We start from the raw sequence: 23,610 nt of genomic DNA, 5'->3' as shown, positions 1-23,610 counted from the left end.
TTCAATGGCTGGTAAAATCAAATCCCTGCGTTGGTGGATCATCGGTCTGGTGACGCTGGGGACTGTGCTCAATTATCTGGCGCGCTCGACGCTCTCGGTCGCCGCGCCCACGCTCAAGGCGGAACTGAGCATCACGACCCAGCAATACAGCTGGATCGTGATCGCCTTTCAGGCCAGCTATACGGTGATGCAGACGGTGGCGGGCGCGGTGCTCGATGCGCTGGGCACGCGGCTGGGCTTCATGATCTTTGCGGTGGGCTGGGCGGTGGCCAATGCGCTCCATGCGCTGGCGGGGGGATGGGTTGGTCTGGCCTTTTTCCGCAGCCTGCTGGGCGCGAATGAGGCCGCCGCGATTCCGGCCGGGGCCAAGGTCGTGTCCGAATGGTTCCCTGCGCGCGAACGCTCGCTGGCGACCAGCGCGTTTCAGATGGGCACCAGCGTCGGCAATATGATCGCGCCGCCCTTGGTGGCCTTTTGCATCCTGTGGTGGGGCTGGCGCTCGGCCTTTGTGGTGTCGGGCGCGCTCAGTCTGGTTTGGGCGCTGATGTGGTGGTTTTGCTATCGGCGGCCCGAGGAGCATACGAAGCTCTCGGCGCAGGAACTGACCATGATCCGCGAGGGGCAGGGCGGGGCCGCGCCTGATGGCCCGTTGCCCAGCCGCTGGTCGTTGCTCAAAGAGCGCTCGTTCTGGGCGATTGCCCTGCCGCGTTTCTTTGCCGAACCGGCGTGGCAGACGTTCAACTTTTTCATCCCGCTCTATCTGGTCAGCGCATGGCATCTGGATTTGAAGGCCGTGGCGCTCTGGGCCTGGCTGCCGTTTCTGGCGGCGGATTTCGGGTCGCTGGCGGCGGGGGTTTTGCCGGGTTGGCTGATCCGGCGGGGGGCGGGGGTCATTGCCTCGCGCAAGATCACCATGACCTGCGGCGCGCTGCTGATGGCGGGCCCGGCATGCATCGGCCTTGCGACGAGCCCGATGATGGCGATCGTCTTCTTCTGCATCGGCGGCTTTGCGCATCAGATGCTCAATGGCGCGCTGATTACGCTCTGTTCCGACATGTTCCCCAGCAATCGGGTGGGCACGGTCAGTGGCCTGACCGGATCGGCGGCATGGATCGGGGGCATCCTGTTCACCTTCCTGATCGGGCAAAGCGCGGATTCCTTTGGCTATAATCCCCTGTTTGTCAGCCTTTGCGGGCTGGATCTGGTGGGGTGTTTTGTCTTGTGGATGCTGGCGCGCAAGATCGCGGAGTGATGCCGGGAACGCGCCTGTCAATTGGAATGACCAATTGACAGGATTGGAATGATGGCATAGGCAAATGCCCGCAGGAATGTGCTGGGATGCGCCGACCCTGCCGGTTGCTTACGATCAGGAAACATCGATGGCTCAAGCTTTCCCCCCGGTTGCCGATTATGATCTGCTGGTGATTGGCGGGGGGATCAATGGGACGGGGATTGCGCGCGATGCGGCGGGGCGTGGGCTCAAAGTCCTGCTGGTTGAGCGCGATGATCTGGCGGCGCACACGTCGTCGGCCAGCACGAAGCTCATTCATGGCGGCCTGCGCTATCTGGAATATTACGAGTTCCGGCTGGTGCGCGAGGCGTTGCAGGAGCGCGAGCGGCTGATCCATATTGCGCCGCATATCTCCTGGCCGCTGCGCTTTGTCCTGCCCCAGCCCAAGGGCGGGCGGCCGGGATGGATGATCCGCATCGGCCTGTGGCTCTATGACCATATCGGCGGGAAACAGACGCTGCCGCCCTCGCACGGAGTTGATCTGCGCGATCCGCGCTGGGGGGCGGGGCTCAAGCCCGGGCTGGCCAAGGGTTTTGTCTATTCCGACGCATGGGTGGACGATGCGCGGCTGGTGGTCTTGAACGCCATCGACGCGGCCGAGCGCGGGGCCACTATCCGCACCGGCGTTGCCGCGACCGGCGCAAGGATCGAGGGCGATCACTGGCTGGTCGATCTCGCCAGCACGCAGGGTGCGGAGCAGGTGCGCGCCCGCGCCGTGGTCAATGCCGCGGGGCCTTGGGTGGGCGCAATGCTGGGCGCGATGCCAGAGGCGCAGGCCCATGGCGGCATCCGTCTGGTCAAGGGCAGCCATATCATCGTGCCCCGCGTCTATCCCGGCGACCATGCGCTGATCCTGCAAAAGGACGATGGGCGGATCGTCTTCACCATTCCCTATCAGAACGGCTTCACGCTGGTGGGCACCACCGACCTCCTGGTGGGCGAGGACGAGCGCGATGCGCCCAAAATCTCGGCGCAAGAGGTCGATTACCTCTGCGCCACGGTGAATGACTATTTCGAGGCGCAGATCACCCCGGAGGATGTCGTCTCGACCTATTCCGGCGTGCGGCCGCTCTATGACGATGGCGCGGCGGATGCCAAGGCGATCACGCGCGATTATGTGCTGAAACTGGGGCGCGAGAGTGGGCCGCAGGTGCTCTCGATCTTCGGCGGCAAGCTGACGACCTATCGCCGTCTGGCCGAACATGCGCTCGAAATGCTCGAACCTTTCCTGCCGCCGATGCGCGCAGGCTGGACCGGCACCGCGCCTTTGCCGGGCGGGGATTTTTCGGGCGGGTTTGCCGCTTTCCTTGCCGATGTGCGGGCGCGCTGGCCCTTCCTGTCGGGCGAATTGTCCGAGCGTCTGGCCCATGCCTATGGTTCGCGGATCGAGCGGATCCTGGGCAAGGCGCAATCGCTCGATGATCTGGGCGAGGATTTCGGCCAAGGGCTGTACGAGGCCGAATTGCACTATCTGGCCGACCATGAATGGGCGCGCAGCAGCACGGATATTCTGTGGCGGCGCAGCAAGCTGGGCCTGACCGCGCCGCCCGATATGGCGCGGCGCATTGACCAATGGTTTGAAAAGAAAAAATAGGCGAGAGGTATCATGAGCGGCCATATTCTCAGCATTGATCAGGGCACGACCTCGACCCGCAGCCTGATCTTCTCGCCCTCGCATCAGGTGATCGCCAGCGCGCAGCAGGAATTTGCCCAGCATTATCCGGCCGATGGCTGGGTCGAACATGATGCCGAGGATATCTGGCGCGACACGCTGGCCACGGCGCAGGGAGCCTTGGCCAAGGCGGGGATGGGGGGCGAGGACATCGCCGCCATCGGCATCACCAACCAGCGCGAAACCGTGGTCCTGTGGGACCGGGCGACCGGCGTACCGCTCCACCGCGCCATCGTCTGGCAGGACCGGCGCACGGCGGAAATCTGCGCGCAATTGCATGCGGCGGGCCATGAGCCGCTGGTGCAGGAGCGCACCGGCCTGCTGCTCGACCCCTATTTTTCCGCGACCAAGCTGGCATGGCTGCTCGATACGATACCGCGCGCGCGCGAAAGGGCGGAGGCGGGCGAGCTGGCCTTCGGCACGATCGACACTTTCCTGCTTTGGCGCCTGACCGAGGGGCGCGAGCACAAGACCGACATCACCAATGCCTCGCGCACGTTGCTGTTTGATATTCAGAAACAGCGCTGGTGCCCCGATCTTCTGGCGCTGTTCCGCGTGCCCGCCGCCATTCTGCCGCAGGTGTGCCAGAGCGCGGATGATTTCGGCGTCACGCATCTGCTGGGCGGGGCGATCCCCATTCGCGGCATCGCGGGCGATCAGCAAGCCGCGCTGGTGGGTCAATCCTGCCTGTCGCCCGGACAGGCCAAGATCACCTATGGCACCGGCGGCTTCATGCTGATGAACACCGGCGAGGTGTTGACCCGTTCGCGCAGCCGGTTGCTGACCACGGTGGCCTATCGCATTGACGGCGTGACGCATTACGCGATGGAAGGCTCCTTGTTCGTCGCGGGCGCGGCGATCAAATGGCTGCGCGATGGCCTCGGCATCATTGTCGAGGCGCGCCAGACGCAGGACATGGCCGCCCGCCTGCCCGATAATGGCGGGGTCTATATGGTACCGGCTTTCGTCGGCCTTGGCGCGCCGCATTGGTGCACCGAGGCGCGCGGGATGCTGACCGGCATGACCTTTGACAGCGGCGCGGCCCATATTGCCCGCGCCGCGCTGGAATCGGTGGCGTTTCAGACCGCCGATCTCGTTGCCGCGATGCAGGCCGATGGCGCGGGCGCGCTGGCGGCTTTGCGGGTGGACGGCGGCATGGCGGCCAATGACTGGTTCTGCCAATTCCTTGCCGATATTCTCGATATCGTCGTCGAGCGCCCCGCCAATCTGGAAACCACGGCGCTGGGCGCGGCCATGCTGGCGGGCCATGCCAGCGGGGCCTGGAGCGATGCGCTGTCAGGCCAAAGCCGCGGTGAGGTGGTGCGTTTCAATCCGCGCATGGACGCCCCCGCACGCCAGAAATTGCAGGCCGGATGGCAAACCGCCATCCGCCGCGCCACCGCACGCTGAACCTCTCACCAGCGTTGCGGCCTATCGGCCGGGCTGCGCTTCCCTCAAGCGCGGCCCGGCCTTTTCTTTAAACCGCCGCGTCGATCACCTTGCGCGCGACGCCCAGCACGGTTTCCACGCGCGGCGCCACCACCGCGCCGTTGAGCGTGACGGTGCGCGTTTCAAACGCGGGCAAAACGATGCGCAGGCCCTCGGCCGGGGCAGGGCCGCAGCCGGTCCATGCCGCGACAATCGTGATGGCATGCGATGCGGTCCGCACCCAGACATTCCACAAGGGCGGATGATCGGCATCGGGCCAGCCATTGCCGCTTTCATCAAAACCGCTCCAAGTGAACTGCCCTTCGCCCGGCGTGGGATAGAGCAGGACGGCGGGCCGGGGTTTGGCCTGAACAAAACCGGCCGGGGCCAGATCGAGGAACATGCCCGAACCTTCGCGCGCGCAGATAGGCGGCAGGCCCGAAAGCGGCGCGTTCAGCACCGCGTCCTGCCCGCCTGCATAGGCGCGGTCATCGCGAATATCATACCAGTTTGCCCCCGTCGGCAGATAGGCCGTGACGCTCTCCACCCCCTTGTCCATCGCCGGGGCCACCAGCAGATCGGGACCGAGCAGATGGGTGTCGCCATCCTCCCACGCGCGGGGGTCATGGCCGAAATCCAGCCAGACCGGGCGGCTGACCGGCTCATAATGGGCGTGGTGGCGCCAGAGCAGATCATGCAGCATCGGCTGAAGCGCGCGGCGCAATTGCATCATGCCGACAATCGCCGGGGTCGCCTCGGGATACATCCATGGCTCGTTGACCGTGCGGTCGGTGTTCCAGCTGTGGATCGAGAAACGCGGCATGACGATGCCCGCCTGCACCCAGCGCAGCAGCAGTTCCGGTTCCGGCGCTGGACCTGCGAAACCGCCGATGTCATGGCCGAAATTGGACACGCCCGACAGCGCGATGCCCAACGCCATCTTCTGATTATAGCGGATTGTTTTCCAATCGGTGAAATTGTCGCCCGACCAGCTTTGCGCATAACGCTGCATGCCTGCCATGCCGCTGCGCGTCACCACATAGGGGCGCTCGTCGGGGCGATAGGCGATTTGCGCGGCGCGGCTTGCGCGCATCATCAGCAGGGTCTGCACCGGGCGCTCGGCGGCGGCGGGGCGGGGCGCGCCAAAGCCGGAAATCAGCGCGCGCTTGTCCCAGATCTCATATTCGTTGTTGTCATTCCATGTCGAATGGATGCCATATTCCAGCAATTGCTGCGTTACCTGTTCGCGCCACCAAGCCGCCGCGTCCGGGTTGGTGAAGTCAATATAGCTGCCCACCTCGTCCCAGAACTGGCAGACGATGGGATCGCCATCCGCGTCCGACACGAACCACCCCTTTGCGGCCAGTTCGTCATAGCGCGGATGGGTGACCAGCAGCGCGGGCTTGATATTGGGGACCAGTTCGACCCCTGCATCGGCATAGGACTTCACGAAACCGCCCACATCGGGGAATTTGTCTCGGTTCCAGTGAAAGACGTAACGCTTGTCGCCGATCGAGGTATAGCCCGAGGAGAGGTGGAAGCTCTCGCAGGGGATGTCGTGGCGTTTGATGCCTTCGATGAATTCGCCCATCCGCTCCTGCGCGTTGGGCGCGTCGGTATAGGTCATGGTCGAGCCGGAATAGCCCACCGCCCAGCGCGGCTGAAACGCGGGCCGCCCGGTCAGCCATGTGTAGCGGCGGGTGACTTCGCCTGCATCAGGCCCGGCGATCATGTAATAGTCGAGGTCGCCGGAATCGGCCCGCATATAGCGATAATGCGGGTGATAATTGTCATGCTCATGGCCGAAATCGAAACTCGGATCGGCGGTGGTGTCGTAAAACACGCCATGGGCCGCGCCTTCTGCGTTGACCACCAGCACATAGGGGATCGATTTATACAGCGGATCATTCGCGCCCGCATCATAGCCCATCGGGTCCAGATTGGTCAGGCGGAAGCGGCGGCCCGCGCGGTCCATTGCGCCTGCCTTTTCGCCCAGCGCGTAATAGCGCTCGCCATTCTGGCGCGTGACATAGTGATAGACGCCATCGTCCCACCAGCCGAAATTATAGGCCTGCGTGGGGCGGTCCTGCGCGATCAATTCCCAGCCTTGCGGGCCGGTTTGATGCCATGTGCAGAAGAAACCGTCGCGCGCGATGGACAGGCGCAGGCGGGCGGTGGTGATGGTGATGTGGGTTTCGGTTTCCTCCAGCGCGAAATCCGGCGCGGAAAAGCCCTCGACGCTCATGCGGTCGCGGCCCGGTTCGGCAATGTCGCTCTGCCCTGGCGCAATGGCCCAGCTTGGCGCCGAGGTGACGGTCCCCTGCGTCAGCAGCAGGACGCGGACAATGTCCTCTTCAGCCACGAAAATATGCGCAATCGCGCCGGTGTCGGCATGCAGGGTCGCGCGGGGTCCTTTCCGCTCAGCCAGTGAAAAGCGGGGCGGATGGGCAAGGCTGGATTTACGCATGGGGATCAGGCCTTTTGCAGAATGAGGTGGCGGCGCATGGCAAACAGCCACACCGCGCCGATCAGGTCGAACGCGCCAAGGCAGGCGAACAGCGGGGCATAGCCGATCTTGTCGGCCAATTGCCCGATGGCGAGTGAGAAGAGCAGCCCGCCGGTCCAGCCGGCCATGCCGACCAGCCCGTTGGCCTTGGCAATATCGCCCTTGGGAAAGACATCGGCGGAGAGCGTGTTGATGAGCACCGAGATGATCTGATGCGCAAAACCGCCGATGGAAAGCAGGGCAATCGCGGCATAGGGGCTGAGCACGAGGCCGACGCAGCCGGGCGCGATCATCATGACAGCGCCCAGCCCGATCCCGGCGATGCGCGACCCTTCCAGCGAAAGCCCACGCCAGCGTTGCAGGAAAGGCGCGAGATAGCCGCCCAGAATGCCCCCGGCATCGGCCGCCAGAAACGGCACCCATGCGAAAAGCGCGATCTGGGTGATGTCCATGCCGCGCTCTTTGGCCAGATAGAGCGGGATCCAGAAGGAGAAGGTCTGCCACGCCGGTTCGGCCAGAAAGCGCGGGACGGCAATGGCCCAGAAACGCTTGGTTTTGGCGATGGCGCGCAAGGTTGTCGCGCTGGCCTCGACGGGGCGTTGGCCCTCGCGGATTTCTGCCAGTTCTTGCGAGGTGACATAGGAGGCGTCACCGGGCGAGCGATAGAATTTATACCAAGCGGCGGCGAATAAAACGCCCAGCGCCCCGGTAACGACAAAGGCCGCCTGCCAGCCATAGACCTTGGCGACCAGCGCGGCCAGAACCGGCGCAATCACCGCCCCCAGCGAGGTGCCCGCATTGAACCAGCCCACCGCCACCGAACGTTCGCGATCAGGGAACCATTCGCCGATCGTCTTCATCCCCGCCGGAATCGCGGCGGCCTCGGCCATGCCCAACATGCCGCGGAACGCTGCCAGCGAGAGCCAGCCCCGCGCCGCGCCATGGGCCATATTGGCTAGGCTCCACGCCAGCGCAAAAATCGCGAAACCTGCGGTCAGACCAATCTTGTCGATCAGCATCCCGCCGATCGGCTGCATCAGCGTATAGGCGAGCTGAAATGCGCCGACGATATAGGAATATTGCTCGGTTGTGATGGCCAGATCGGCCTTGAGCTGGGGCGCCAGAACGCCCAGCGAATTGCGCGCGATATAGTTGATGATGGTCCCCACCATCACCAGCAACAGAATGCGCAATCTTGCTGAGCGCCATGTCATGTTCTTAACGTCATGTTCTTATCCTCTCCCGCTCTTTTTATGGCTTACCAATTCCACATGGTGCCATCTTCGAGCCTTGCGACGGGGAGGTAGGCTGGCTTGTAAGGATACTTGGCGGCGAGGGTTTCGTCGATGTCAACGCCATGGCCGGGCGTGTCGCCGGTGTAGAGCATGCCCTTGTCGAAGGTGTAATCGTGGGGGAAAACCTCGTCGGTTTCGGGCGTGTGGCGCATGTATTCCTGAATGCCGAAATTGGGCACCCAGGTGTCGAAATGCAGCGCGGTGCCCATGGTGACGGGCGAGAGGTCGGTGGCGCCGTGGCAGCCGGTGCGGACCTGATAAAGCGAGGCCAGATCAGCGATGCGGCGCAGATGGGTGATGCCGCCCGCGCCCACGATGGTCGCGCGGATATAGTCGATGAGCTGGTTCTGGATCAGGTCTTTGGCGTCCCAGATCGAGTTGAAAATCTCGCCCACGGCCAGCGGCGTCGTGGTGTGCTGGCGGATCAGCTTGAAGGCTTCCTGATTTTCCGCAGGCGTTACGTCTTCGAGCCAGAACAGCGAGTAAGGCTCCAAAGCCTTGCCCAGTTGGGCGGCCTCGGTCGGGCTGTAACGGTGGTGGCCGTCATGGAGCAGGTGATGGTCGAAACCATAGGTCTCGCGCAGCTTTTCAAACAGTTTCGGCACGTAATTCAGTGCCTTGCGCGTGTCCCAACCCGTCACCGAGGGCAGCGCCGCATCGGCCGGTTCATAGTACAGCTTGCCCCGACCCACGCCGTAAGCGTCCTTAATGCCCGGCACGCCGGTCTGGGCGCGGATCGCCTTATAGCCCATGTCGATATACTGACCAACCGCATCGACCGTTTCGGCAATGTCGGCGCCATTGGCATGACCATAGACCATCACGCCGTCGCGGCTGCGTCCGCCCAGCAATTGGTACAAAGGCATGCCCGCCATCTTGGCCTTGATGTCCCACAGGGCGACGTCGACGGCGGCAATCGCGCGCATCGTGACCGGCCCGCGGCGCCAGTACGCCCCGCGATAGAGATATTGCCAGATATCCTCCGAATTGCGCGGGTCCATGCCGATAAGGCACGGAATTACATGGTCTTCGAGATAGGAAACAACCGCCTTTTCGCGGCCGTTGAGCGTCGCGTCGCCAATGCCGTAAACGCCCTGATCGGTTTCGATCTTGAGCGTGACGAAGTTGCGACCCGGGCAGGTGACGATGACGCGGGCGGAGGTGATTTTCATGGGAGCGGTGCTCATGGGGATAATGTTCCCGAATTGGTCTGCTTGTGTTAGAGAAGACTCTTGACCAATTTGAGTTGGCCTGTCAATTTCTAATTAAGCGGTAAGGCCATTTCGCGGAGATGCCCCAGATGAACGATACCAGTCCCGCGCAAGAGCGCCTCTATCAGGACCTTGCCCGGCGTTTGATGGATGAACTTGTCAGCGGCCGCTATGAAGTGGGCGACCGATTGCCCGCAGAGCGCGAATTGTCATCGCAATTCAACGTCTCACGCCCCACTGTGCGCGAGGCGGTGATTGCGCTTGAGGTGCAGGGGCTGGTCGAGGTGCGCGTCGGCTCGGGCGCCTATGTGCGGCGCCTGCCGGGCAAGGGCGACATCCCCGGCTTTAACATTTCCGCCTTCGAACTGACCGAGGCGCGCCTGTTGTTTGAAGGCGAGGCCGCCGCTCTGGCCGCGACCACCATCACCGAGGAAGGTCTGGCAGAACTGGCCGCATTGGTCGAGGAGATCAAGCGCGAGAACAGCAATCCGCATGGCACGGAAAAGGCCGACCGGGCGTTCCACCTCGCCATTGCCCGCGCCACGCGCAACGCCGCCGTGGCCGAGGCGGTTGAGCGCCTGTGGTCGCTGCGCGCGGATTCGCCCGAAAGCGCGCTGCTGCACGAAAAGGCCCGCAGCGCCAACATCAAGCCGGTGGTCGAGGAACACACCGCCGTCCTCGAAGCCCTGCGCGCACGCGACCCCGCCGCCGCCCGCGCCGCCATGCGCACCCACCTGGCCAGCGTCCTCGACAGCCTCCTCTTCGCCACCGAAGAAAAAGCCATCGCCGAAGCCAGGCGCGCATCCCAAGCACGCAGGGACCGATATACCAAAGCTACCAGCTGAATTATAAGAGAAAGATCGTACCATGCCCCGCCCCCTCGATTTGCACCCCGACCGTTTGTTTCCTGCTGAACCGGGCATTCGCGCTGTTGCGCGAGAGCTTTATGCGAGCGTAGCGGGCCTGCCGATTGTTTCGCCCCATGGCCATACGGACCCGAGCTGGTTTGCGAAAAACGAGACTTTCGGCAATGCGACCGAGCTGCTGCTGCGCCCGGATCACTACCTGTTCCGCATGCTCTATTCTCAGGGCGTTCGGCTGGAGGATCTGGGCATTGGTGCCGCCAAGGCGACCTATGATCCGCGCAAGGCATGGCGGATTTTGGCGGAAAACTGGCATTTGTATCGCGGTACGCCCTCGCGCATGTGGTCGGACTGGGTGTTTTCGCAGGTGTTTGGCATGACCGATATGCTGAGCGCCGAGACGGCGGATCTCTATTTCGACACGATTACCCAGCAGCTCTCGACCGACCCTTTCCGCCCGCGCGCGCTGTTTGACCGCTATAATATCGAAGTGATCGCCACGACCGAAAGCCCGCTCGACAGCCTTGAGCATCACGCTGCGATTCAATCGGAGAACAAGGCCGGTGGCTGGCAGGGCAAGGTGGTGACGGCCTATCGCCCCGATCCGGTGGTCGATCCCGAGTTTGAAGGTTTTCGCGATAACCTCAAGCGTTTCGGCGAAATAACCGGCGAGGACTGCCTGACATGGCAGGGCTATCTGGCCGCCCATCGTCAGCGCCGCGCGTTTTTTGCGCTGCATGGCGCGACCAGCACCGACCACGGCCACCCCACCGCGCAGACCGCGAACCTGTCCGCCGCCGAGGCTGAGGCCCTGTTCGACCGCGTGGCCAAGGGCGCTTTCACCCCCGCCGATGCCGAACTGTTCCGCGCCCAGATGCTGACCGAAATGGCGGGCATGAGCCTTGAGGACGGGCTGGTGATGCAGATCCATCCCGGATCGTTCCGCAATCACAATGCCGCGCTGTTCGCGGGATTTGGCCGTGACAAGGGCGCGGACATTCCGATGCGCACCGATTATGTCAACGCGCTCAAGCCGCTGCTCGACAAATATGGCAATGAGGCGAGCCTTTCCATCATCCTGTTTACGCTGGATGAATCGACCTATGCCCGCGAATTGGCGCCGCTCGCCGGGCATTATCCCTGCCTGAAACTGGGCCCGGCATGGTGGTTCCACGACAGCCCGGAAGGGATGCGCCGCTTCCGCCATGCCACCACCGAAACGGCCGGTTTCTACAACACCGTCGGCTTTAACGATGACACGCGGGCCTTCCTCTCGATCCCGGCGCGCCACGATGTGGCCCGGCGGATCGACTGCGGTTTCCTGGCGCAAATGGTCGTCGAACACCGGATGGCCGATTGGGAAGCCGCCGAATTGGCGCAGGACCTGACCTATAATCTGGTGAAAAAGGCCTACAAGCTGTGAGCCGGATTTCCGCACAAAACCTGCCCGACAATGCCGCCCAAGTTGCCGCCTTACCCGCCTATGATCGGGCGGCCAAGAGCATCGGCATCGTCCATTTCGGCCTCGGCGCCTTCACCCGCGCGCATCAGGCGTGGTACACGGATCACGCGATGGAGGGCCCCCTTGAAACTGGTGGGGGTGGTGATTGGCTGATCGCGGGCATTTCGCTGCGCAGCCCGACTGTAGGCGAGCAATTGAACCCGCAGGACGGGCTCTACACGCTGGCCGAGAAATCGGGCGAGGGGACGAAATTGCGCGTGATCGGCAGCGTGGCCGAGGTGATCGTCGCGCCGGAAAACCCGTCGCGGATCAAGGCTTTGTTGAGCGCTCCGGCGACCCATATCGTCACGTTCACCGTGACCGAAAAGGGCTATTGCCGCAAGGCGGACGGGGGCCTTGATCTTACCCTTGCGGCGGGTGGTTTCTATCCGCTGCTGGCCGAAGCGCTGGCCGTGCGCAAGGCGACGGGGATCGGCGGGCTGACGCTGCTGTCCTGCGACAATCTGGCGGACAATGGGCATCAGCTCAAACGCCTGATGGGTGAGTATCTGGCCGCGCATCATCCCGATCTGGTGGATTGGGTCGCGGCCCATTGCACCTTTCCGTGCAGCATGGTCGACCGCATCGTGCCCGCCACCACAGACACCGACCGCGCCGAGGTCGAGGGCATGCTTGGCCTGCGCGATGAGGGCGTGGTGATGACCGAGCCCTTCAGCCAGTGGGTGATCGAGGACAAATTTGCCGGGCCGCGTCCGGCTTGGGACGCCGTCGGCGCCCAGATCGTGAGCGATGTCGCGCCCTATGAAACGGCCAAGTTGCGGATGCTCAACGGCGCGCATTCCGCGTTGGCCTATTGCGGGTTGGCGGCCGGATATACCTATGTTCATCAGGCGGTTGGTGATCCGGCATTGCGCGCCATGACGCTGCGCCTGATGCGCGAGGAAGCCGCGCCCACCATTCCTGCGCCTGCGGACATGGACCTTGATGCCTATGCCGCCGCGCTGATCGAGCGCTTTGACAATCCCGCGCTCAACCATCGTTTGATCCAGATAGCGATGGACGGATCGCAGAAAATTCCGCAGCGCTGGCTCGCTACGCTGGCCGCCAATCAGGCGCAGGGGCGTGCGTGCCCTGCCATCCTTTCGGCCATTGCCGCATGGATCAAGCACCTGCGCGGCGAAAACGGCCCCGTCGATGACCCAAGAGCGCAAGAACTGAGCGATGCGGCAAGCGGCAGCAATCCCGTTCAGGCCATTTTCGGCGAGAATGGAGCAATGGAATGCGATTGGAGGCCCGGATCGGACGACGTTGCGCGGATCATGGAAGGTTTGGTGCAATGAGCGGCCCTGTCGTCTGCTTTGGCGAGGTCATGCTGCGCTTTGCCACGCCTGCGGGGCGGGTGATTGCCGATGCGCAATCGCTCGATCTGACGATCGGCGGGGCGGAGGCCAATGTCGGCGTGGCCTTGGTGGCGATGGGGCATGGGGCGCGGTTTGTATCGAAAGTCCCGGCCAATGCTCTGGGCGACAAGGCCCGCGCGGCGCTGGCCGGGGTGGGGGTCGATGTTGCGCATTTCGTGCGCGGCGAAGGCCGGATGGGCCTCTATTTCCTCGAAGTCGGCGGTTCGCTGCGGCCCAGCGCGATCACCTATGACCGAGCCGGATCGGCCTTTGCCACGGCCCGACCGGACGAGTTTGACTTCGCCGCCGCGCTGGATGGCGCCTCGCTGTTCCACATTTCGGGGATCACCGCCGCGCTCGGCCCGGCGGGTGTCGAACTCGCCCGCTCCGGGATCAAGGCGGCCAAAGCGGCAGGCGTTCCGGTCAGTTTCGACTGCAATTTCCGCGAGAAACTCTGGGGCGCGTGGGACAGCAATCCGCGCGAAATCCTGCTGGAACTCCTGGCCGAGGCGACGATCATGTTCGGCAACCACCGCGATATGACGCTGTTGCTGCAAAAGCCCTTTTCGGGCGATGGCGCGGAACGGCGGCGCGAAGCGGTCGAGGCGGCTTTCGCGACCTTTCCCAACCTTCAGGTCATGGCCAGCACCGCGCGCCATCCGATCACCCAGACCCATCATCGCCTCTCGGCCCGCGTGGACCTGCGCGAGGACCGGCACCAGACGGCCGAGATCGAGATCACCGATATCGTCGATCGCGTCGGGTCGGGCGACGCCTTTGCGGCGGGGGTTTTGACAGGCTGGCTGGAGGGCGGGGACGCGAAAAAGATGGCGCAGCTTGGTCTGGCCATGAACGCGCTCAAACATTCGCTCCATGGCGACTGGCTGCGCCTGCCGCGCGCAGAAATTGACGGGTTCACCGGCAATTCGGGCGATGTCCGGCGTTGAAATTGAATCATAAAATCGGAGGTTGATAAGGTGGAGCGCCCTGTCAACCTCCTGCCCGCGCATCGCCTTGCGATGCCTTAAACGCATAATGCAGGAGCCATGGCGCGCCCTGCCTGCGGCGGGCGGACCATCGATTGGCCAAGCTATGCCGATCCGGCATGAATCGAACCAGCAATCGATATGGACGCATCGCCCCTTCTGGCCCTAGCCCAAAGGCAAGGAACAACCGGAACACAGGACAAGAAGCGATGATGGCCCCAGAGGAGATGGCGAAGGTGATTGGCTCGGGGCTGCTGTCCTTTCCGGTCACGCATTTTGACGGCGATCTGCGGTTTGATGAGGCGCCCTATCGGCAGCATTGCGGCTGGATGCTCGAACATGACGTGGCGGCGCTGTTTGCAGCCGGGGGCACGGGGGAGTTCTTCTCGCTGACGGCGGATGAGACGGTGCAGGTGGTGCGCGCGGCGGTCGAGGAAACGGCCGGAAGGGTGCCGGTGATTTCGGGCTGCGGCTATGGCACGGCCATCGCGACGCAAATCGCGCAAGGAGCGGAAAAGGCCGGGGCCGACGGCCTGCTGCTGTTGCCGCAATATCTGGTGGGGGCCAAGCAGGAAGGGCTTGCCGCGCATATCGAGGCGGTGTGCCGTTCGACCAATCTGGGCGTGATCGTCTATAACCGCGACAATGCGATTGTGAACGAGGACACGCTGGCCCGCCTGTGCGAGCGCAACCCCAATCTGGTGGGATACAAGGACGGGGTGGGCGACATCGAGCTGATGATGCGCATCTATTGCAAGCTGGGCGACCGGCTGACCTATATCGGGGGCCTGCCCACGGCGGAGACCTTTGCGCCCGCTTATCTGGAGATGGGCGTGACGACCTATTCCTCGGCGATCTATAATTTCCTGCCCGAATGGGCGGTGGCTTTCTACAAGGCGGCGCGCGCGCGCGATCATGCGCGGGTGCATCAGATGCTGCGCGATTTCGTGCTGCCCTACATCGCGCTGCGCAATCGCGGGCGGGGCTATGCGGTGTCCATCGTAAAGGCGGGGATGAATGTCATCGGCCGCCCCGCAGGCCCGGTGCGCACCCCGCTCACCGACCTGTCGGCCGCCGAACATGACGAACTGGCCGCGCTGGTCGCCAAGGCGAAGGCGAGCCTTTGACAACAGGCCCATGCATGGTCGGGCAGGAGGGAGCCGACCACCCGGTTACCTCCCCGCTTTTTATCCGACGTAATGGGCCGCCGCCTGCATCAGGCCGCGAATATGACCATAGGCAAAGGCGAAATTCTCGCCCTCGGCTTCTGGGTGGCCGGGAATGACCGGCACATGGTCGGGCATCAGCATCCCGTCATAGCCGACCTCGGCGTAGGTCAGCAGCGCGCGATAGAGATCGACATCGCCCTCGTCCGGAAAAGCCTCGCGGAAATGGCCGCGCCCGCCCACGATGTTGCGGAAATGGACGTTGAAGATCTTTTTGCGGCTGCCGAACCAGCGGATGACGTCGAATATCTGCTCTGCCGGATGCGCCAGGTTTTCGCTCACCGTCCCCTGACAGAAATTGAGGCCGTGCCAGGCGCTCTCGCGGATGGTGATAAAGCGCTTCATGCCCTCGATGGTGCCCAGCACGCGGTGGATGCCCTGATAGCCCTGCGGCGGTGTGCCGGGATCATGGGGATGGCACGCGATGCGGATTTTATATTCATTGGCCACCGGCACGACATGGTCGAGGAACCATGTGATCCGCTCCCAAAACGCATCCTCGCTGACCATGCCAGCGCGGGTGAGCGGCTTGGCCGGGTCCAGCTTTGCCGCGTCATATTCGGAAAAGACCGCATCGCCGCGCGCCTGAACCCGCCCGGTGCGGATGACGCCCAGCAGGCTCATGTTATATTTGATGCAGGGCACGCCCGCCGCCGCGCAGGCCCGGATCTGGTTCTGGAACGCCTCCACCTCGCGCTCGCGTTCCGGGCTGGTGGCCAGCATGATGCCGGGATTTTTCTCGCGGTCGATGTGCGAGGATGGCAGCAACAGGGGATCGAGGATCGCCAGCGTCAGCTTGTGCCGCTCGGCCAGATCGCGCAGGGCTTTGACCTCATCGGCGGTCGAGTAAAGCGCGCCCTCCGCCGATTTGGCCCGCGCCGCCACATGGGTCACGCCATAACGCGCCAGGAAGGCGAAATGCTCATCGGTGGCCGGACCGCTCTGGCATCCCAGCTTCATCTTCAGCGCGGGGGCTTTGACCGCGGCGGGTTTGCGGCCCGCCCCCCGCGCCATGGGCGGCACGGCGCCCGCCAGCGCACTTGCTCCGATAGTGGTCAGAAAATCACGCCTTTCCATGGCTCTCTCCCTATTATGGTTTAGGGAGAGCCTAACCCGGGGAAGGCGCATTCGACCAATCGCGTGTCAGGATTGGTTGATGCCGCCCCGGCATCGATGGATCAGCATCCATCCGGGGCGCACAATTCCATCAATCGCGGCACCAGCGCCAGCAGCGCCGGATTATCCGCATCGCGTCGCCATGCCGCCTGCAATTCCACGATCGGTTCGCCATCCTCCAGTTCGGAAAAGACCACGCCGTCCGGGTGAAGCCGCCGCGAGCTTTCGGGCACCAGCGCATAACCATGGCCCGCGCCTACCAGCATCAGCGCAGTGTGGATCTGGGCCAGATATTGGACAAAGCGCGGCTCGGCCCGCGCGCCTGCGAAAAGGCCCGCCAGCAGATCGTGGAAATAGCGAGCCTTATCCGGCGCATAGGTAATGAAGGGCAGGCGGTCGAAATCGGCCAGACGGCGCGGGCGTTCCTCCTCCGGCACGCTGGCCGGAGAGCAGATGATGAAACGTTCGCGCAGCACTTCCTGCGAGACCATCGCGGGATGGCGCACCGGCGGGCGCAGGAATCCCAGATCGATCCGGCCCGACAACAGGCTCTCGATCTGCTCGTCGCTGACCATTTCCTTCAACACAAAGCGCACATCGGGCAGGATTTTCTGCACATTGGCGATAAAGCGCGGCAGGAAGGAATAGCCCGAGGCGGCGGTAAAGCCCAGGCTGACCAACCCATGCCGCCCCTCGGCCGCCGCGCGCGCGGTGGCCACCGCGCTGTCGGCCAATTGCACCACGCGCCGCGCCTCGACCAGAAAGGCCGAACCCGCCGCCGTCAGCTTTACCGTCCGGCTGGAGCGGTAGAACAGCGGCACCTTCATGACCCGTTCGAGCACCTGAATATGGCGCGAGAGCGGCGGCTGGGTCATGTTGAGGCGGGCGGCGGCCCGGCCAAAATGCAGTTCCTCGGCCACGGCCACGAAGCAGCGCAATTGGATCAGTTCAAACAAGGCCTCTTCCCCCCGTCATGCAGCAGGCGAGCCTGATCGCGCGACTTATTCAATATCTTGGCTTTTTTCCGGTGAAGCTCTTATCATACTTCTGCATCTGGCCCAAGTCGTCACGGGTGCGGATGGTGATGCGGTTGAACATCGCATGGGCGCGGGCCAACCGTTCCGGGTCGATCTCCACACCGATGCCCGGCGCATCGGTGATCCGCACACAGCCCCCGGTGATGGGTATCTTGCCGCCCGCGATCACTTCGTCTTCCTCCTCCACCCACGGATAATGCGTGTCGCAGGCATAGGTCAGATTGCGCGTGGTCGCGGCCAGATGAGTCATCGCCATCAGGCTGATGCCCAGATGCGAATTGGAGTGCATCGAAAGGCCCAGCCCGAAAGTGTCGCACATCGCGGCGAGGTTTTGTGTCGCGCGCAATCCGCCCCAGTAGTGGTGGTCGGACAGCACGATCTGCACCGAATTCTTCGCCACACTCTCGCGCAGGCCCGGAAAGTCGATGACGATCATATTGGTGGCCAGCGGCAGGCCGGTCTGGCGATGCAGCGCAGCCATATCGTCATGGCCCGCCACCGGATCCTCATAATATTCGATCAGCGGGCCCAGCTTTTCCGCCGCCTTTAATGCGGTCTCCATGCTCCACGCCCCATTGGGGTCGATTCGCAAGGGCAGCCCGGGAAAAGCGCGAGAGAGCGCCTCGATGCTCGCCACCTCAATGTCGGGGGGCAGCGTGCCCGCCTTCAGCTTGATCGAGCCAAAGCCGTAAAGGTCGATCATCCGGCGCGCCTGCGCCACAATGCCCTGCGGGGTGATGGCCTCGCCCCATCCGTCGGGGGCCTCTTCCGGCTCGATATGACGGGCATATTTGAAGAAGAGATAGGCCGAGAACGGCACCTCGCGCCGCACCGCCCCGCCCAGCAATTCATGCAAAGGCACACCCGCCGCCTTGGCCTGAAGATCGAGCAGCGCGACCTCGAAGGCGGAAAAGCAATTGCCCAGCAGGCGCGAAGGTTGCGATCCGGGCGCCAGTTCGGCCCCAGCTTGCGCTGCGGGCAGGCGGGCAAGCGCGGCGCTCAGACGGTCATGCAGGCCGTTGAGATCATAGATCGACAGGCCCACCAGATCGGGCGCTGCAGCCATCAGCGCGGCCAGCACCGGCGCATCGCCATAGCTTTCGCCAAGACCTGTAAAGCCGCCCGCCTCAACCTCGATGATCGAGCGCAGCGCATAGGGTTCGTGGATCCCGGCGGCGTTGAGCAGCGGCGGATCCCGAAAGGCAATCGGCGTCACGCGCAGGGCGGTAATCTGCATCCGGGCTCTCTCCATCCTGATATTTTTACCCGCATGGCCCCATGACGCGTCCAAGACCAATGCGAATTTCCTATCGACCGATGCCGCCTTGGCGGTTGATCGCGCATCGATCCCCCGCGATCATGGCGCCCAAGAGATAAATCCGCGAGAGGACTGTCATGCCCACCGATACGATTTGCGCCATCAAGCTCAGCCTCGCCTGGGTGCCTCTCGCGACGCCGATTTCCGATGCCAAGGTGTTTACCGGCCGCCAGAAACCGTTGACCCGCGTGGCCATGCTCTTTGCCGAAATCGAGACGAGGGACGGGCACAGCGGCCTGGGCTTTTCCTATTCCAAGCGTGCGGGCGGGCCGGGCATGTATGCCCATGCGCGCGAAGTGGCCGACGCCTTGATCGGGGAAAACCCTGCCGATATCGGCCGCCTGTGGAACAAGCTGGTCTGGGCCGGGGCATCGGTCGGCCGTTCGGGCCTTTCAACACAGGCGATCGCGGCCATCGACATTGCCCTGTGGGATCTGAAGGCCAAGCGGGCGGGCCTGCCTCTGGGGCGGCTGCTTGGGGCATGGCGCGATGGCGTGCTCAGCTACAACACCTCGGGCGGTTTCCTTTCCTCACCCCTGCCCGAGGTGCTGGACAATGTGGAGGCCTCGATCGCCGGCGGCATCGGCGGGATCAAGATCAAGGTCGGCCATCCCGATCCCAAGGTTGACCTGACCCGCCTTGAGGCGGTGGCCAAGCAGATCGACGGGCGCGTGGCGCTGATGGTCGATGCCAATCAGCAATGGGACCGCCCCACGGCCCTGCGCATGTGCCGCGCGATGGAGCAATATGGTCTCGTCTGGATCGAAGAGCCGCTCGACGCCTATGATATCGAGGGCCACGCGGCCCTTGCCGCCGCGATCGACACGCCCATCGCCTCGGGCGAGATGCTGGTGAGCGCCGCCGAGCATTTCGTGATGATCGACGCGCGCGCGGTCGATTTCATCCAGCCCGATGCCGCGCGCGTGGGCGGCATCACCCAGTTTCAGCGCGTGACCGCGCGCGCCGAGCAGGCGGGCCTGATGATGGCCCCCCATTTCGCGATGGAAATCCATGTCCATGTCTCGGCTGCCTATCCGCTGGGCACATGGGTTGAACATTTCGACTGGCTCGACCCGCTGTTCAACGAGCGCCAGATCCTTGAGGGCGGACGGATGATGCTTTCCACCCGCCCCGGTCTTGGCGTTACTCTCTCGGATCAGGCGCGGGCGTGGACCGAGGCCAGTTGCCGCATCGACGCCCAAGGCTGCACCGACCACGCGCAGGATTGAGGAGCAAGGTCATGGAGGCAATCACCCGCGTCGGCCGCCTGCGCTGGGGCGTGCTGGCGATGCTGTTCGGCGTCACCATCATCAATTATGCGGTGCGCTCTGCGCTCTCGCTGGCCGCGCCCTCGCTGTCGAAGGATCTGGGCATCGACCCGCTGCAACTGGGCATCGTTTTTTCCGCTTTCGGCTGGTCCTATGTCATCGCGCAGGTGCCGGGGGGCTGGCTGCTCGACCGGTTCGGGGCGCCGCGAGTCTATCTGTGGGTGATCGTGGCCTGGTCGATCATCACGGTGGCCCATGGCGCGGTGGTGTGGCTGAGCGGAGCCGCCGCCGTGACGGCGCTCTTTGCCCTGCGCTTTCTGGTCGGTCTGGCCGAAGCGCCCAGTTTCCCCGCCAATGCCCGCGTGGTGGCCAGTTGGTTTCCCGCGCGCGAGCGGGGCACGGCCTCGGCGGTGTTCAATGCGGCGCAATATTTCGCCACTGTGCTGTTTGCCCCGTTGATGGGGTGGATCGTGGCCGATTTCGGCTGGCCATGGGTGTTTGTCACGATGGGGGCGCTGGGGCTGGTCGTCTCGCTGTTCTGGGGCCGGGTTGTGCGCGATCCGCGCGATCATCCGCGCCTTGGGGCGGGCGAACTGGGCCTGCTGGTCGAGGGCGGGGCGCTGGTCGATCCGGTGGCGCAGCCTTTGGTCGACCCCGACGCGGCCAAGGCGGAAAACCGGCGCAAGATGCGCGTTTTGCTGACCACGCCGACGCTGTGGGGCCTTTATTCCGGCCAGTTCTTCATCAACACGCTGACCTATTTCTTCATCACCTGGTTCCCGGTCTATCTGGTTCAGGCGCGCGGGCTTTCGGTGATGAAGGCCGGGCTGTTCGCCACGATGCCGGCGGTCTGCGGCTTCATCGGCGGGGTGTTGGGCGGGATCTGGTCGGACTGGCTGCTGCGGCGCGGCGTGTCGCTGACCTGGGCGCGCAAGGCGCCGGTGGTGGCGGGGATGCTGGGAGCGCTCACCATCCTTGGCTGCAATTTCGTCCATTCCAATACGCTGGTGCTGCTGTTCATGAGCCTCGCCTTTTTCGGAAAGGGCGTGGGCGCGCTGGGCTGGGCGGTGGTGGCCGATGTGGCGCCGCGCGACAGTGCCGGGCTCTCGGGCGGCATTTTCAATATGTTCGGCAATATTTCCTCGATTACCACGCCGATCCTGATTGGCTGGATCCTGAAGGAAACCGGCTCTTTCGATCTCGTGCTGATGCTGGTGGCGGGCAGCGCTCTGGCGGCGGCCCTGTCCTACCTGTTCCTTGTCGGCAAGATCGAGCGGATCGGCGCGCAGGCATAAAGAAACCCCCGCTCCCTGCGTTTCGGGAGCGGGGGTTTTCTCTTGCGCGGATTATTCGGCCGCTTCGCCCATTCGGGCCAGTTGCACCCGGCTGCAGGCGCTCATCACGCCCATATAGCGCTGATATTTGTCCACACCATAGATGAAGGGATTGGCCCCGCCGGTCGCGCCATAGCGGATCAGCGCCTCCTTCTCGGTCGCGGCCATATGCACCGGATGGTTGGTCACCAGCACATCGACGCCCGCCGCCTTGGTGATCCCCTGCCAACGGGCCAGCGAGGCGATCTGCTGGCGCGCGGCAGGAGCGGTGCTGCCTCCACCCGTCCCGCCCATCAGGCCCGCGTTGTGACGCACCCCTTGGTCAAACACCGGAAAGACCAGCGAGAGCGTGCCCGGCGTATGGCCCGGCGTGATATAGGTTTTCACCGCATAATCGCCCAAAGTCACGCTGTCGCCATCCCTGGCCTCGATGTCATGGCGCGGCGGCACCAATGAGGCGAAAGGCCCGCCCCCGCGTGAAGGGCTTTCCATCATCGCCCAATCGGTGGCCGAGGCGACAATGCGCGCGCCATACGTATCCTGCAGGAATTTGGCCCCGCCCCAATGATCGCCATGCCCATGCGTGACGATGACATATTTGATGCGCTTGGGGTCAAGTCCCAGCTTCTGCATATTGGGCACAAGGATGTCGCGTGCCTCATCCGGGCTGTTCAATGCGTCGATGACGATGATGCCCTGCGGCGTGTCGATCGCCCATGCCGAGACGGAATTCTGGCCGATGGAATAGAGATTGTCGAAGACCCGCGTGGCCGGAACCAGCCCGTCATGCTGGACCCCCATCACCAGATTGCGATCAAGCGGGCTGATCAAACAGCGCCAGTTGAACTCGGCCTCCAGATCCGCGCCCGCGATCTTGCGCGCGGCGGCCAGTTCGCGGCCCACCGCCTCGCGGTTTTCCTTGGGATAGACGGCCTGCGCCGGATAGGCGGCAGGGCCGGCGGGAGGGGGCGAAGGCATTTGCGCCACCGCCGCGCCGCCTGCGCAGAGCGTGGCGATCATGGCGATGGAACGGTAGAGGGGCCTCTCCATAGGGTGGTCCTTTCGTTGGCCGGCGGTGCGGCATGGGACGTGGAATGGATACAAGGCCTATCGCGCGGGCAAGGCGGCAACCAATGTTTTGCCCGCATGATGCGATGTGCTTTCGGTATGGAGAGGCGGCGGTGTGAAGGATCCTTCCTATAGGACAGGCGCGACCAGACGCGCCGCAGTGGCTTTGACCGCATCGCGCCATGCGGGCAGTCGCAGGCCATAGGCCTCGTAAAGCCGATCGCAGCAGAGCCGCGAGTTGGCGGGGCGGGCGGCGGGGGTGGGATAATCGGCGGTGGTGATCTTTCGCACCTGCGTAGCCGGGCCGCCCAGCGCGGCGCTGGCGGCAAAAACCGCTTCGGCCAGATCGGCCCAACTGCCCTCGCCGGTGCCGGTCATGTGGAAAATGCCGCGCGGCGCGGTGTCGGGCGCGCTGTAAAGGCGAAAGGCGATCGCCAGCACCGCATCGGCAATGTCGAGCGCGCTGGTGGGATTGCCGATCTGGTCGGCCACCACGCCCAGTTCCTCGCGCGTTTCCGCCAGACGCAACATGGTTTTGACGAAATTGACGCCAAACGGGCTGTAAACCCACGCCGTGCGCAGGATCACCGCATCGGGGGCGGTCGCGAGCACCAATTGTTCGCCCGCCAGTTTGGACCGGCCATAGACGCCGAGCGGGGCGACGGGATCGCTCTCCACATAGGGATCAGGCTTGGTGCCGTCGAACACATAATCGGTGGAAATATGGATCACCGGCACGCCCAGCGCCTGCGCGGCCGCCGCCACGGCGCCTGCCCCGGCGGCATTGACGGCAAAGGCGGCCTCCTCCTCGCTCTCGGCCCGGTCGACGGCGGTATAGGCCGCAGCCGAAACCACCACATCGGGCCGCGCCGCGGCAATCGCCGGGGCAATCGTAGCCAGATCGCCCAGATCCATCTCCGGCCGCCCCAGCGCAATGACTTCGACACCCACGCCCGCCCGCTCAATCAGCGAGGTCACGACCTGACCGTTTCGGCCCGTTACCGCGATCCTCATGCGGCTTTCTCCTGCACAGTGGATGGCCCAGCGACCCCGGCCGTAATCATAGGCGGGCCGCCGGAGATAAGTATGGGCATGTGATCAATCCTTTAAGCTGAACAAGTGGGGCGGT

General features: G+C 64.0%; 18 protein-coding genes. 10 read left to right on the top strand and 8 right to left on the bottom strand.

The window, feature by feature from the left end; translation table 11 throughout:
• The first annotated feature begins 4 nt into the window (after positions 1–4).
• The 3 genes from PQ467_RS22440 to glpK all read left to right on the top strand — a co-directional run bounded on the left by PQ467_RS22440 (position 5) and on the right by glpK (position 4,373).
• Positions 5–1,252: an MFS transporter gene (locus PQ467_RS22440; protein ID WP_274176695.1), complete on the top strand. Its 1,248-nt coding sequence runs from the start codon at positions 5–7 to the stop codon at positions 1,250–1,252.
• A gap of 127 nt (positions 1,253–1,379) precedes the next feature.
• Positions 1,380–2,885 (top strand): glycerol-3-phosphate dehydrogenase, encoded by a 1,506-nt coding sequence (gene glpD / locus PQ467_RS22435; protein ID WP_274176694.1) that lies wholly within the window; start codon positions 1,380–1,382, stop codon positions 2,883–2,885.
• A 12-nt stretch (positions 2,886–2,897) separates the two neighbouring features.
• Positions 2,898–4,373 carry a glycerol kinase GlpK gene (gene glpK, locus PQ467_RS22430; RefSeq protein ID WP_274176693.1) on the top strand — a complete coding sequence of 492 codons (1,476 nt, stop codon included), beginning with the start codon at positions 2,898–2,900 and terminating at the stop codon, positions 4,371–4,373.
• A gap of 67 nt (positions 4,374–4,440) precedes the next feature.
• On the opposite strand, the gene PQ467_RS22425 is transcribed toward glpK, so the two are convergent.
• Genes PQ467_RS22425 through manD form a run of 3 tightly spaced genes read right to left on the bottom strand, consistent with a single transcriptional unit; the run spans position 4,441 to position 9,364 of the window.
• Entirely contained in the window at positions 4,441–6,858 is a 2,418-nt protein-coding gene (locus tag PQ467_RS22425) for a glycoside hydrolase family 31 protein (protein ID WP_274176692.1), read from the bottom strand.
• A gap of 5 nt (positions 6,859–6,863) precedes the next feature.
• Complete coding sequence (locus PQ467_RS22420; protein ID WP_274176691.1) at positions 6,864–8,111, bottom strand: MFS transporter; 1,248 nt, start codon at positions 8,109–8,111, stop codon at positions 6,864–6,866.
• Positions 8,112–8,155: 44 nt separating this feature from the next.
• Positions 8,156–9,364: a D-mannonate dehydratase ManD gene (gene manD / locus PQ467_RS22415; protein WP_274177289.1), complete on the bottom strand. Its 1,209-nt coding sequence runs from the start codon at positions 9,362–9,364 to the stop codon at positions 8,156–8,158.
• 128 nt (positions 9,365–9,492) lie between these two features.
• Between manD and PQ467_RS22410 the strand changes: the two genes are divergently transcribed.
• The 5 genes from PQ467_RS22410 to kdgD all read left to right on the top strand — a co-directional run bounded on the left by PQ467_RS22410 (position 9,493) and on the right by kdgD (position 15,241).
• A complete protein-coding gene (locus PQ467_RS22410; protein WP_274176690.1) occupies positions 9,493–10,248 on the top strand; it encodes a FadR/GntR family transcriptional regulator in 756 nt (251 codons plus the stop codon).
• A gap of 22 nt (positions 10,249–10,270) precedes the next feature.
• Positions 10,271–11,689 carry a glucuronate isomerase gene (uxaC, locus tag PQ467_RS22405; protein ID WP_274176689.1) on the top strand — a complete coding sequence of 473 codons (1,419 nt, stop codon included), beginning with the start codon at positions 10,271–10,273 and terminating at the stop codon, positions 11,687–11,689.
• Positions 11,686–13,068, top strand: coding sequence for a mannitol dehydrogenase family protein (locus tag PQ467_RS22400; protein WP_274176688.1), 1,383 nt, complete (start codon positions 11,686–11,688; stop codon positions 13,066–13,068). Before uxaC ends, PQ467_RS22400 begins: the two co-directional genes overlap by 4 nt.
• Positions 13,065–14,075, top strand: coding sequence for a sugar kinase (locus tag PQ467_RS22395; RefSeq protein ID WP_274176687.1), 1,011 nt, complete (start codon positions 13,065–13,067; stop codon positions 14,073–14,075). The genes PQ467_RS22400 and PQ467_RS22395 overlap by 4 nt, the downstream gene beginning before the upstream one ends.
• A gap of 251 nt (positions 14,076–14,326) precedes the next feature.
• Positions 14,327–15,241 (top strand): 5-dehydro-4-deoxyglucarate dehydratase, encoded by a 915-nt coding sequence (gene kdgD / locus PQ467_RS22390; protein WP_274177288.1) that lies wholly within the window; start codon positions 14,327–14,329, stop codon positions 15,239–15,241.
• A 60-nt stretch (positions 15,242–15,301) separates the two neighbouring features.
• Here the strand turns inward: kdgD and PQ467_RS22385 are convergent, their stop codons facing one another.
• The 3 genes from PQ467_RS22385 to PQ467_RS22375 all read right to left on the bottom strand — a co-directional run bounded on the left by PQ467_RS22385 (position 15,302) and on the right by PQ467_RS22375 (position 18,730).
• Positions 15,302–16,417 carry a mannonate dehydratase gene (locus PQ467_RS22385; protein ID WP_274176686.1) on the bottom strand — a complete coding sequence of 372 codons (1,116 nt, stop codon included), beginning with the start codon at positions 16,415–16,417 and terminating at the stop codon, positions 15,302–15,304.
• A gap of 101 nt (positions 16,418–16,518) precedes the next feature.
• Positions 16,519–17,412: a LysR family transcriptional regulator gene (locus tag PQ467_RS22380; RefSeq protein ID WP_274176685.1), complete on the bottom strand. Its 894-nt coding sequence runs from the start codon at positions 17,410–17,412 to the stop codon at positions 16,519–16,521.
• A gap of 49 nt (positions 17,413–17,461) precedes the next feature.
• Positions 17,462–18,730: a glucarate dehydratase family protein gene (locus PQ467_RS22375; RefSeq protein ID WP_274176684.1), complete on the bottom strand. Its 1,269-nt coding sequence runs from the start codon at positions 18,728–18,730 to the stop codon at positions 17,462–17,464.
• A gap of 158 nt (positions 18,731–18,888) precedes the next feature.
• Here PQ467_RS22375 and PQ467_RS22370 point away from each other — a divergent pair, with 158 nt between their 5' ends.
• Complete coding sequence (locus PQ467_RS22370; RefSeq protein ID WP_274176683.1) at positions 18,889–20,040, top strand: L-talarate/galactarate dehydratase; 1,152 nt, start codon at positions 18,889–18,891, stop codon at positions 20,038–20,040.
• A gap of 11 nt (positions 20,041–20,051) precedes the next feature.
• A complete protein-coding gene (locus PQ467_RS22365) occupies positions 20,052–21,374 on the top strand; it encodes an MFS transporter (RefSeq protein WP_274176682.1) in 1,323 nt (440 codons plus the stop codon).
• A 51-nt stretch (positions 21,375–21,425) separates the two neighbouring features.
• On the opposite strand, the gene PQ467_RS22360 is transcribed toward PQ467_RS22365, so the two are convergent.
• Positions 21,426–22,463 carry an MBL fold metallo-hydrolase gene (locus PQ467_RS22360; protein ID WP_274176681.1) on the bottom strand — a complete coding sequence of 346 codons (1,038 nt, stop codon included), beginning with the start codon at positions 22,461–22,463 and terminating at the stop codon, positions 21,426–21,428.
• 147 nt (positions 22,464–22,610) lie between these two features.
• Positions 22,611–23,495, bottom strand: coding sequence for a dTDP-4-dehydrorhamnose reductase (rfbD, locus tag PQ467_RS22355; protein ID WP_274176680.1), 885 nt, complete (start codon positions 23,493–23,495; stop codon positions 22,611–22,613).
• Positions 23,496–23,610 lie beyond the last annotated feature (115 nt).

This window comes from Novosphingobium sp. KACC 22771, from assembly GCF_028736195.1.
Classification (GTDB): domain Bacteria; phylum Pseudomonadota; class Alphaproteobacteria; order Sphingomonadales; family Sphingomonadaceae; genus Novosphingobium.
The sequence above is the reverse complement of the archived record's forward strand: the minus strand, read 5'-3'. Positions and strand labels throughout refer to the sequence as shown.